This is a genomic window from Cytobacillus depressus (assembly GCF_008923245.1).
GTDB lineage: Bacteria > Bacillota > Bacilli > Bacillales > Cytobacillaceae > Cytobacillus > Cytobacillus depressus.
Window position 1 is genome coordinate 763,903 of sequence record NZ_WBOS01000001.1, and the last position, 11,969, is coordinate 775,871.

Annotated in this window: 8 protein-coding genes, 1 other RNA gene and 1 other annotated feature; of the genes, 3 read left to right on the plus strand and 6 right to left on the minus strand. The window is 38.3% G+C overall.

Translation table 11 applies throughout. From position 1 onward, the window contains the following. Positions 1-525: 525 nt before the first annotated feature. The 4 genes from ssrS to F7731_RS26335 form a co-directional block, all read right to left on the minus strand. A non-coding RNA gene (gene ssrS, locus F7731_RS03730) (6S RNA) lies at positions 526-715 on the minus strand. Between the two features lie 66 nt (positions 716-781). Then, positions 782-2,551, minus strand: a complete 1,770-nt coding sequence (aspS, locus tag F7731_RS03735; RefSeq protein WP_151533414.1) for an aspartate--tRNA ligase — start codon at positions 2,549-2,551, stop codon at positions 782-784. Between the two features lie 20 nt (positions 2,552-2,571). Further along, positions 2,572-3,846, minus strand: coding sequence for a histidine--tRNA ligase (gene hisS, locus F7731_RS03740; protein WP_151533415.1), 1,275 nt, complete (start codon positions 3,844-3,846; stop codon positions 2,572-2,574). Positions 3,847-3,937: 91 nt separating this feature from the next. Then, positions 3,938-4,183, minus strand: a binding site (T-box leader). Positions 4,184-4,242: 59 nt separating this feature from the next. Continuing rightward, positions 4,243-4,419 carry a hypothetical protein gene (locus F7731_RS26335; RefSeq protein ID WP_170289633.1) on the minus strand — a complete coding sequence of 59 codons (177 nt, stop codon included), beginning with the start codon at positions 4,417-4,419 and terminating at the stop codon, positions 4,243-4,245. 270 nt (positions 4,420-4,689) lie between these two features. Here F7731_RS26335 and F7731_RS03745 point away from each other — a divergent pair, with 270 nt between their 5' ends. From F7731_RS03745 to F7731_RS03755, 3 genes are all read left to right on the plus strand, one after another. Beyond that, on the plus strand, positions 4,690-6,045 hold the full coding sequence (locus tag F7731_RS03745; protein WP_151533416.1) for an arsenic transporter: 1,356 nt from the start codon (positions 4,690-4,692) through the stop codon (positions 6,043-6,045). Positions 6,046-6,077: 32 nt separating this feature from the next. Then, positions 6,078-6,770: a DUF2642 domain-containing protein gene (locus F7731_RS03750; protein ID WP_151533417.1), complete on the plus strand. Its 693-nt coding sequence runs from the start codon at positions 6,078-6,080 to the stop codon at positions 6,768-6,770. 381 nt (positions 6,771-7,151) lie between these two features. Further along, positions 7,152-8,948, plus strand: coding sequence for an N-acetylmuramoyl-L-alanine amidase family protein (locus F7731_RS03755; RefSeq protein WP_151533418.1), 1,797 nt, complete (start codon positions 7,152-7,154; stop codon positions 8,946-8,948). A gap of 353 nt (positions 8,949-9,301) precedes the next feature. On the opposite strand, the gene dtd is transcribed toward F7731_RS03755, so the two are convergent. After that, positions 9,302-9,742: a D-aminoacyl-tRNA deacylase gene (gene dtd, locus F7731_RS03760; RefSeq protein ID WP_151533419.1), complete on the minus strand. Its 441-nt coding sequence runs from the start codon at positions 9,740-9,742 to the stop codon at positions 9,302-9,304. 12 nt (positions 9,743-9,754) lie between these two features. Continuing rightward, positions 9,755-11,950, minus strand: a complete 2,196-nt coding sequence (locus F7731_RS03765) for a RelA/SpoT family protein (RefSeq protein WP_151533420.1) — start codon at positions 11,948-11,950, stop codon at positions 9,755-9,757. Positions 11,951-11,969: the final 19 nt, after the last annotated feature.

The following is an 11,969-nucleotide window of genomic DNA, read 5'->3' on the forward strand; positions in this document are numbered from 1 at the left end:
ATTTAATGATTCTACTTTTGTTTTTCCCGTTATTGAATATACCATACTTTTTGATAAAAATAAGTATCTCCATAGGAATATAGTGATTTATTTTTCACTAATTTTCAAGCTATAAAATTATAGCAGCAATCAGTACATAGTAATATAAATTACATCTTTTTCCAACATCAATGAAAATCTAATAATTGCTTGAACCCGATTTGAAAAGGTTGATAAAAAGGAATTCTCATGACTATTGAGGGCTAATATTCGTTCGGCAGGGTATCAGATGGGGATAATGATTACAATGTGGAGCTCCTTTTACTGGAAGCGGGCAGCATAAGGAGTATCTGATGACTGCATTTGGCTATTATCCCTTCGGCCGGGCATCAGATAAAGCTACTGATTACCGTGCTGAGCATCTTTTGCTAGACGCGGGCATCAATACAATAGTGAGTAACAAAAAAATACATTTCTTTTATCAGGATCCAAAAAAAAGATCTATTCCTTCAATACGGAATAGATCGAACGTTCATATGTAAGGAAAAGAGTCCCAATCGTGCCGTCGCCTTAGATGCCTTCATTTTGAACCCGCACTAAGCAGGTGGGTGTCCTGTTCCCGCTTTTGTAAGTCCTCAATCCAGGAGGCATGTACTTAGCTTAGAAAACTCCGGACTCCCGAAGGATAGATGTTCGGTCAAAATTTCAGGTTACACAACGAACACATCAGGACTCTTTAAAGATTAATTGTATTTTATCATATGCTTTTCGCTCTTTCAAGTAAGCGAAACTAGGTACATGATCATTTTTTCAAGTTAATAGCCAGATGCAAATCATTTAACTGGGCTTCACTAACCTTGCCTGGAGCATCTGTTAATAGGCAGCTTGCACTTGCCGTTTTCGGGAATGCAATCGTATCACGAAGATTTGATCTGCCAGCTAAAATCATAACAACTCTATCAAGCCCTAGCGCAATTCCGCCATGTGGAGGAGTCCCATATTCGAATGCCTCCATTAAGAAACCAAATTGTTCATTCGCTTCTTCTGGAGCGAATCCGAGTACATTAAACATTTTTTCTTGTACTGTTCTTTCAAAAATACGAAGTGATCCTCCGCCAAGCTCATAGCCGTTTAATACGAGGTCATACGCTTGCGCTCTTACTTGAGATGGATTTGTTTCAAACAGCTCTAAATCTTCTCTGAACGGCATTGTGAATGGATGATGAGCCGCATAATAACGGCCTTCCTCTTCGTCATATTCTAATAACGGCCAGTCCGTTACCCAAAGAAAATTGAATTTACCTTCGTCAATTAAGCCTAGTTCTTTGCCGAGCTTTAATCGAAGTGCTCCTAGTGCATCAGCAACTACATTTTTCTTATCGGCAACAAATAGTAATAAGTCACCTGTTTCAACTGAAAGAATGGCTTTAATTGCTTCCTGCTCTTCCTCAGTAACAAATTTAGCAATAGGGCCTTTCAAACCCTCTTCCTCTGCTTTTAACCAGGCAAGTCCTTTTGCTCCATAGACTGCTGCAAATTCGCCTAAAGCATCGATATCTTTTCTTGAATACTTACTTCCGCCATTTTTCACATTGATTGCTTTTACTTGCCCACCTGATGATACGGCGCCAGAGAATACTTTAAAGCTTGAATCCTTTACGATCTCTGACAAGTCGGTTAATTCCATGCCGAATCTTGTGTCAGGCTTATCAGAGCCGAAGCGATCCATTGCTTCTCCGTAAGTCATACGTGGAAATGGCGTTAGAATGTCTTGGTCTTTTACTTCTTTCATTACCTTTTTCATCATATTCTCCATGAGACCAATGATTTCATCCTGGCTCATAAAGCTCATTTCAATATCGACTTGTGTAAATTCAGGCTGACGGTCAGCACGTAAATCCTCATCGCGGAAGCAGCGGGCAATTTGGTAATAACGCTCAAATCCGCCGACCATTAATAGCTGTTTAAAAATTTGCGGTGATTGCGGCAATGCATAAAATTCACCTGGATGTACACGGCTCGGTACTAAATAATCACGTGCTCCTTCTGGCGTGCTTTTTGTTAATATAGGTGTTTCTATATCGAGGAAGTCTTCACCGTTAAGGAATTCTCTAATTGATTTTGTAACTTGATGACGCATTTTAATCGTTTCAAACATAGCAGGTCTTCTTAAATCCAAATAACGATATTTCAGACGAAGATCCTCTGAAACCTCAGATTTATCATCGATCATGAAAGGAGGTGTTTTTGCTTCGTTGATTATGGTAATTTTCTCTGCAAGAACCTCAATCCGGCCTGTTTTAATGTTTTCATTGATCGTTCCTTCTTGACGAGCAACGACTTCTCCTTCAATATGAAGGACGAATTCATTTCTAACTTTTTCTGCTACAGCAAGTGCTTCTTGAGATAACTCCGGGTTAAATACGATTTGGATTAGCCCAGAGCGATCCCGCAAATCGATGAAGATCAGCCCGCCTAAGTCACGGCGCTTTTGCACCCACCCTTTTAAAATAACCTTTTCACCAATTGCCTTTTCAGTTACCTCTCCACAGCTGTACGTTCTCCCAAACATCTTAAATTCCTCCACTTTTCTTATTTATTCAACTCTGTGAATTTCTCTACAAACGTATCTAGTTGCACTTCTGTCTGTTCGCCTGTTTCCATTGATTTCAAGTTGATTTTATTAACTTTTAGCTCATCTTCACCTAAAATCGCGACATACTTTGCATTGGCTCTATCGGCAGCTTTAAATTGCGCTTTAATTTTCCGGTCTAAATAGTCTCTTTCTGCTGAGTAGCCAGCTAGACGAAGCTTTTGCAACAATCCAACAGTATAGTCTTTCGCTTCTTCTCCAAGTGATACAAGATAGCAATCGATTTTCTCTTTAATAGGCAGCTTTATTTGCTCAGCTTCTAAAGCAGCGATAAATCGTTCAATGCTCAACGCAAATCCGATTCCCGGCGCTTCTGGACCGCCGATTTCTTCTGTGAGGCCATTATAACGTCCGCCTCCGCAAAGAGTTGTAATGGCACCAAACCCTTCGGCCTCACTCATAATTTCGAAAGCAGTGTGATTATAGTAATCAAGGCCGCGCACAAGGTTAGGATCGACTTCAAAAGCAATATCAAGATCAGTTAAATATTGCTGAACTTTTTCAAAGTATTTTTTAGAATCGCCGTTCAAGTAATCGATAATGGACGGCGCCGATTTCATTAATTCGTGATCACGATCCTGTTTACAATCAAGAATGCGCATTGGATTTTTTGTTAATCTATTTTGGCAATCTGTACAAAACTCGCCAATTCTCGGTTTAAAGTGATTGATTAAAGCCTCCCGGTGTGCAGTGCGGCTTTCTTTATCGCCAAGACTATTAATAATCAGCTTAAGCTTTTTTAATCCCATTTCCTTATAAAGAGTCATTGCTAGTGCGATTACCTCAGCATCAATAGCTGGGTCATTACTTCCAATAGCCTCAACACCAAACTGAACAAATTGACGGTAGCGGCCTGCTTGTGGACGCTCGTAACGGAACATTGGCCCCATATAATAAAGCTTGACAGGCTGACCAGCATGACCAAACATTTTATTTTCAACGAATGAACGAACTACAGCTGCTGTTCCTTCAGGTCTTAAAGTTAAGCTGCGCTCTCCTCGGTCCTCAAAAGTGTACATTTCTTTCTGAACAATATCGGTTGTATCTCCTACACTGCGTAAAAATAGTTCCGTATGTTCAAAAATAGGTGTTCTAATTTCGTTATATTGAAACTTTTCACAAAGTTCTCTTGCTTTTTCCTCGATTAGCTGCCATTTTTCAATTTCTCCTGGAAGAATATCTTGCGTTCCCCGTGGAATTCGAATTGATGCCATGGTTCATCCTCCTATTACATGATTTCGTGATTGTTTTCAAGTAAGACATATTTTTTAATATAAAAAAGCCCCCGCCTCCTTGTATATAAATACAAGGGACGAGAGCTTATAGTTTCCCGTGGTGCCACCCTAATTGAAGACGCCATTGAATAAACGTTCTTCCTCTTTTACAGTTAACGCCTGTCAACGTTCAACTCCTACTAAAGCGTTGCCTCTTTCAGAGAGAAACCTACGAAGTGTTCATTCATTAAATCATCATGTAGAAATGCTTTCAGCCTAGGGCATTTCTTCTCTTTTCATGTGGGGCTTAACTACTGTTCTTCATCATTGGTTTATTATTTCAATTTAATATTTATCTTATCATACGTATCCGCAGTCGGATTGTCAATAGTTTCGTTACGATCGTTCCAAATGTTTTTTTAATTTACGGACATCTCTTACGGATAGACCAAATTCTGAGGCTAATTCCACCATGTTTGATCCTTGTTCCTTTTGTATAAAGTCATGAAAATCTACCCCAAATAGCTTGTTTTCTCCTAATTGTACTGACATCCCTTTGTCACCAAATCTCATTTTCAATCACCCTTCATCACATATTTCTATCCTATTCTTCCCACTTTCAGAATAGAAAATGCCACTTCTGGATGAACAACTAGTAAAGTTAAGAATTTAATTTACTAGACAATTATCTAATCATGCAATTATCTCTATTAGACAAACATACATTTAGACAAAATTGGACAATAATCTAGTTCCTTCTATTTTGAGGCGAATATAAATATAAGCAAACGGACATGCAGGGTCAATTGACTCTAGTACCGAAAAAAGAAAAGGAGTGAGAAAATGACATTTGAATTAGGAATTACCATTTTTGTTTTCCTTACGACGATGTTAGTAATTCTTTGGAGGCCAAAGGGGATTAATGAGGCTTATCCAGCAGCTGTCGGAGCAGGGATCATTTTATTAACAGGTGTTGTATCACGAGCAAATGTTGCTGACATTATTAGTAAAATTGGCGGAGCCTCCATTACAATTATGGCGACAATTGTCATGGCAGTCATCTTGGAAAGCTTCGGTTTCTTTCATTGGTCAGCAGCCCGGCTAGCTAGTATGGCAAAAGGATCAGGCTATCGTCTATATTGGTATGTGCAGCTGCTATGCTTTTTGATGACACTTTTATTTAACAATGATGGAAGTATCTTAATAACAACTCCAATTTTAATTCTCTTGCTAAAAAATCTGCAGTTAAAACCCCATCAGCAAATTCCTTACTTGTTAAGTGGCGCTCTTACCGCTACCGCTTCAAGTGCTCCTATTGGCGTCAGCAATATCGTTAATCTCATTGCATTAGAAATTGTCGATATGACGCTATATATGCATACAGCCATGATGTTTGTACCTGCTACACTCGGTCTACTGTTCATGTCCTGGTTAATGTTTGTCGTCGTGAAGAAGAAATTGCCGAAAAAATTACCAAACTCATCATATGAAATTGAAGAAAGCTTTTTCACTAAAAGTTTTCATCCTTTAAAAGGAAAGTTATCTGTTGAAACAAAGAGAAAACGTACTAAATTTATGTTGAAAGTATTGCTGTTTGTTTTCGTCATGCGCTGTTTATTATTTGTCGCCTCTTTTCTTTCCATTCCCATTTCCATTGTTGCTGTAATCGGATCTTTTGCTTTATTAGTATGGCGCTGGTATCACTTGCGAACAAACCCCGTAGATATTTTGAAAAAGACACCTTGGCACATACTGATTTTCGCTTTTTCGATGTACGTCATTATTTACGGACTTAACAATGTAGGATTAACAGCCTTCCTCGTGCAATTTTGTGAACCAATCGTCAACCAAGGGCTTCTTTATGCAAGCTTTACGATGGGTGGGCTCGTTTCAATTCTTTCAAATATTTTTAACAATCATCCAGCATTAATGATTGGAACGATTACGCTAACTGAAATGGGACTCGATCCTATTACTTTAAAAACGATTTATCTCGCGAATATCATTGGAAGTGACATCGGTTCCTTATTACTACCCATCGGTACACTTGCTTCTCTTATTTGGATGTATATTCTCAAACAGCATAAAGTCAAAGTGAAATGGAAGGACTATTTAAGTGTCTCTTTAGTTGTTATCCCAATATCAACAATCTTCACCTTGTTCTTACTGTACTATTGGGTTCAAATGGTATTTGCCTAAATTGAATGGAAACATTATAGGAGGAATTAATTTTGACTGATTTAATTAGCTTACAAGGAAAACAAATTAATATTCAGTTGTCAGGGAAAGAAATGATTAATGGTATATTAATTGATGCAGGTAAAGATATTGTGGTGATATTTAATGGTCAAAGGTTTTTATATATCCCGATGTCACATATTCATCAATTCGAGCTCAACAGCAATAAAGAAGAGTATGTGGATATGCCAAATGAATCCTCAGCTTTTGCTGAAATGGATCTCCTTACTCTTCAAGAAGTACTAAAAATATCAAAGGGAATGTTCACGGAAATTTATGTAGGCAAAGCTTTATCGTACTACGGGTATATTACACACATTTTAAATGATTATGTTGGTTTTTATTCACCTCATTATAAACTTATATATATTCCAATTTATCACATTAAATGGCTTGTCCCATTCAATGAAAATATTCCACCATACACTTTAAGCAAATTAAACCAAACTTTAAGTAAAAACCCTCTTCACTTACAGGTAAACCCAGCTAACATTCCTCTACAACATAAATTAGAAGATCAGTTGAAAAAAGAAGAAGGAAAACTTGTCATCTTTGACGGAGGAACAGATCCGAAAAAAGTGGGTTTGTTAAACAAGATCGAAAATAACTCGGCAGAATTATTACTCGCAAAAGGAGAAATTGTATGTCTGTATCTTTCACATTTAAAATCAGTTCAAATACCGTAGAAGGCAGACGGAATCGTTCTTCGAAAAACCTTAATTTAAAACAAAAAAGAGGCAAAAAATTGCCCCAAAAGATTCCTTTGTGTGACATATAAAGATTGCCACAAAGTGAAGTTATCGTCACTTTTAAGATATGTTAAAAGAACTGAAAATGAACCGGGTAATATGTACAAAAAGTGGAAAAGGAATAACTATCGACAAAAAGCTATTCTAAAGGGATAGCTTTTTTTGCGAGGATCTCTTTAGAATTTTTTTAAATTTTAACATTTTGAAGGAATTTTCCCTACCTAGAGAGAAGTAATATTATTCAAGAAAAGCTTGACTATGGATATTTAATTTGTTTTCCTTGAAGAGGATAAATTTTATTAATTTGGGGAGGAAGCGATGAACAGCAGGAAACAAATCCTTTTATTTTTTTGCATGATTCTTTTAATAGGGTTTGCAAATACGAGACCCACTACAATCTCAGCAGCAAGTACAGTAAACGAGATTGTCAAAGTGGGTACAAATGACTTGAACATTCGCAAAGGGCCCGGTTTGAGCTATCCAATCGTTGCAAAGGCAAAAAAAGGTGAACAATATCTATCCTTCTCCGAAAAAGATGATTGGATTGAAATCGAGCTTAGGAACGGTGTTCGTGGATGGGTAGCCAATTGGCTTGTGACGAAGGGAACTCAAGGGAACTCTTCTACTAATACAGTCAATTATGAGAAAAAATTAGGTGAACTCAAGACTGTGTCGATTTCAACTGATGGTTTACGAATTAGAAAAGGGCCAGGTACAAGTTTTCAAGTAATTGGAACAGCTAATAAAGGAGATGTATTTGCTGTCCATGGCACAGATGGGGATTGGATCAATTTAGAAACCCCTTTTGGCATTGGTTGGGTTGCAGCTGAATTCGTACAAAGCGTAAGTGAAAAGACAAATGGAATAAGCGGAAGCTTGAACGGAGAAATTTCGGCAAATTCCTTAAATGTAAGGAGTTCACCTTCGCTAAATAGTTCTGTCATTGGAAAATTACGTTTAGGAGACAAGGTTGAGATTTTATCTCAAACGAGTGAATGGACGGAAATCTCATTTGGCGGGACGAAAGCTTGGATTAGTAGTGAGTATATTCAACTTAAAAAATCTAGTATAAGCAATTCTGCAAATGAAAAGAAACCGAATGAACAAACCAATTCCGGAAAAATAGGAAAAGTGACAACAGCATCATTAATTGTCAGGGACTCCAACACTCTTAACGGAAAGGCACTTGGCTCCGTACATAAAGATCAAAGCTTTCAAATTATTGAAGAAAATAATAATTGGGCAAAAATCGAATATAAAAAAGGGGCATTCGGATGGGTTGCCAGCTGGTATTTGGACAAGTCGGTGACAAGTCAGACGTCTTCTACGAAACAAAGTTTAAAGAATAGTTCACTAAAGATTATTCATGATGGGACAAACATTAGAAAAAGTCCAAACACCAATTCAGAAATCGTTCTAATCGCCAAACAAGGTGACATTTTTGACATTATCAGCATCCAGAATGATTGGTACGAAATTCAACTTGCAAATGGGACAAGCGGCTATATTGCCGGTTGGATTGTATCTGTAAATGGACAAGCACCAATTGATGAGAAGCCCGGAACAGGGAGTCAGCTAAAAAACAAAAAAATTGTTATCGACCCTGGTCATGGCGGAAGAGACAATGGGACAACAGGGGCAAGAGGAACGCTCGAAAAAACATTAACATTGCAAACAGCGAAAAGCTTATATGAAAAACTAAGAGCAGCTGGGGCTAATGTCTATCTAACCCGCCAAAATGATACATATATTCCTTTATCATCTAGGGTCTATACTTCACATTATAACAATGCCGATGCGTTTATTAGCATTCACTATGATAGCATGTTAGACCAAAGTGTAAATGGAATGACATCTTATTACTATCATTCCTATCAAAAAAACTTAGCCGCGAGTATTCACTCTTCTATCACATCTACAACTAATTTAAAGGATCGTGGCTATCGTTTCGGCGATTATTATGTATTGAGGGAAAATAAACATAATGCAGTTCTTTTGGAACTAGGATATTTAAGTAACCCTGCTGAGGAATTTATTATTTCTTCTGCACCATTCCAAGAGTCTGTTACGACTGGAATTTATCAAGGGCTTGCTAAATATTTTAAAGACAATTAATCAAGTTAAAATAAAAAAGGTCAGACACATCACCCGAACGTGTCTGACCTTTTTTATTGTCTTACTCCAGAGCCTCTCCCAGACGTACAGGACGTACTAGTGTCGACAATGTGGCAGGAAAGGAAAACTTCGACTTCGACAGCAACACATCGCACGACCAAAAGTGTAGCTTTTGGGAAGACGTTGCATTTTTGTCGACCTCGAGGTCACAAGCCAATCCTGAAAGGTAGAGCTCACCTTTCAGGATTGGCTTGTGCTTGTCGGACTTGCACACGATGTGCTGACGTCGATGTTCGCCACTGGACGTGGCGGTCTTTAATCGATGCTCCTTTTTCAAGGCGCTTGCGCTTTTCTTATTTACTATCAATAATTAAAGTGACGGGTCCATCGTTGATTAATTGGACATCCATCATCGCACCAAATTCGCCTGTCTCTACCTTTAAGCCTTTTTCTCGAAGATAAGCATTAAAGGTATCATATAAGTTCAATGCCTGCTCAGGCTTTGCCGCATCCATAAAGTTTGGTCTGCGCCCTTTTCGGCAATCTCCGTATAATGTGAATTGGGAAACAGATAAAATTTCTCCGCCTTTGTCTAAAATCGATAAATTCATTTTACCATTATCATCTTCAAAGACACGAAGATTAGCAATTTTCTCAGCTAAAAAAGCTGCATCCTCATCCTTATCTTCATGTGTAACACCAACTAATAGGACAAAGCCCTTCGTAATGCTCCCAACGATTTCACCATTTACTTTTACACTTGCTTCCTTACTTCGCTGTACAACTACACGCATAACATATACTCCTTAATTCATAATCCTGCGGACAGCGTACACATCAGGAATTTGTTTTATCCGTTCAACTACTTTGTGTAAATGGTTCACATTGTGGATGGCAATCGTCATATTAATCGTTGCTGCTTTATTCCGATCGGAACGCCCAGTTACCGCAGAAATATTTGTTTTTATTTCATTTACTGCCTGCAAAACCTCATTCAATAGACCCCGTCTATCATAGCCGGTAATCTCAATTTCAACGTTATATTCTTTTCTGTCATTTAAATCCGATTCCCACTCAACAGGAATAAGTCGTTCCTTCGCTTCATCATCGACAATATTTGTACAATCTGCTCTATGAACAGAGACTCCTCGGCCTTTCGTAATGAAGCCTACAATCTCATCACCCGGTACTGGGTTGCAGCAGCGGGATAGTCGAATGAGCAAATTATCAATTCCAGAAACACGAACGCCTGATTCGCGTTTCTTTGCTGACGGAAAGGATCGCAGCTCGGCAACAGCGTTCGTAATATCAGCTTCTTGCTCCTTATCACGTTTTCTGCGCTGTTTTTCCGTTAAGCGGTTAGCGACTTGAAGTGCTGTGACCCCGTTATAGCCAACAGCAGCATACATATCTTCCTCATTAGCGAAATTAAACTTTTCGGCCACTCTTTTTAGATTTTCATTTGTCAAAATTTCCTTTAAATCAAAATCCATGTTGCGGATTTCTTTTTCAATTTGCTCTTTTCCTTTTTCAACATTTTCATCTCTTCTTTGCTTTTTAAAGAACTGACGAATTTTGTTTTTCGCTTGAGAGGTTTGAGCAAGCTTCAACCAGTCTTTACTTGGCCCGTAGGAATGTTTTGATGTTAAAATCTCAATAATATCGCCTGTTTTCAGCTTATAGTCGAGAGTAACCATCTTTCCGTTTATTTTGGCACCGATTGTTTTATTGCCAATTTCCGAGTGAATTCGATAGGCAAAATCAATAGGGACAGAACCATATGGGAGCTCAATCACATCTCCTTTAGGTGTAAAGACAAATACCATATCAGAAAATAAATCGATCTTTAACGATTCCATAAATTCTTCAGCATTTACTGTATTATCTTGGAATTCCAAAATCTCGCGGAACCATGAAAACTTATTTTCAATCGAATTTCCTTCATTCACCTTTTTGCCTTCTTTATAGGCCCAGTGCGCTGCAATCCCAAATTCAGAAATTCGATGCATTTCAAATGTACGAATTTGCACCTCGAGCGGGTCTCCCTTTGGACCTATAACCGTTGTGTGCAGAGACTGGTACATATTCTGCTTTGGCATCGCGATATAGTCTTTAAAACGGCCAGGCATCGGCTTCCAGCAAGTATGAATAATCCCAAGCACAGCATAGCAATCCTTAATACTGTTTACAACAATTCTCACAGCAAGAAGATCATAAATTTCATTAAATTGTTTATTTTGCAATGCCATTTTTCGATAAATGCTGTATATATGTTTAGGTCTTCCGGATATTTCTGAACGTATGGACACTTCATTCATTCTAGTGCGCATCTCATCGATGACATCTTCAAGATATTGCTCCCGTTCAGCTCTTTTCTTTTTCATTAAATTAACAATTCGATAATATTGCTGTGGATTTAAATATCTTAAAGCTGTGTCCTCAAGCTCCCATTTTACTTTCGATATACCGAGCCGATGGGCAAGTGGTGCGAAGATTTCTAGCGTTTCATTTGAAATACGGCGCTGTTTTTCTGCAGGTAAATGCTTCAATGTCCGCATATTGTGGAGCCGATCCGCTAGCTTAATTAGGATTACACGGATATCTTGAGCCATCGCTACAAACATTTTTCGGTGGTTTTCTGCCTGCTGTTCTTCTTTTGATTTATATTTAATTTTCCCGAGCTTCGTTACACCGTCAACAAGCATAGCTACTTCGTTATTAAAGGCAGCTTCTATATCTGCTAATGTGACATCTGTATCTTCTACAACATCATGGAGAAAACCGGCTGCAACTGTAGATGGATCCATTTCTAAATCGGCCAAAATGCCCGCAACTTGAATAGGATGGATGATGTAAGGCTCACCCGATTTTCTATATTGTTCACGATGGGCATGTCTAGCATATTCATATGCTTTTTGAACTAGTTCCACATGCTCATCATTTAAATATACTTTTGTTCTGTCGATGACTTGTTCAGCGGTCAGAACATGATCATTCGCCATGGGCCCCTCACCTTTTACT

Coding starts and splice junctions, on each gene's coding strand:
- F7731_RS26335 (WP_170289633.1), bottom strand. CDS start 4,419: ATGAGATTTGGTGACAAAGGGATGTCAGTACAATTAGGAGAAAACAAG.
- dtd (WP_151533419.1), bottom strand. CDS start 9,742: ATGCGTGTAGTTGTACAGCGAAGTAAGGAAGCAAGTGTAAAAGTAAAT.
- aspS (WP_151533414.1), bottom strand. CDS start 2,551: ATGTTTGGGAGAACGTACAGCTGTGGAGAGGTAACTGAAAAGGCAATT.
- F7731_RS03745 (WP_151533416.1), top strand. CDS start 4,690: ATGACATTTGAATTAGGAATTACCATTTTTGTTTTCCTTACGACGATG.
- F7731_RS03765 (WP_151533420.1), bottom strand. CDS start 11,950: ATGGCGAATGATCATGTTCTGACCGCTGAACAAGTCATCGACAGAACA.
- F7731_RS03755 (WP_151533418.1), top strand. CDS start 7,152: ATGAACAGCAGGAAACAAATCCTTTTATTTTTTTGCATGATTCTTTTA.
- hisS (WP_151533415.1), bottom strand. CDS start 3,846: ATGGCATCAATTCGAATTCCACGGGGAACGCAAGATATTCTTCCAGGA.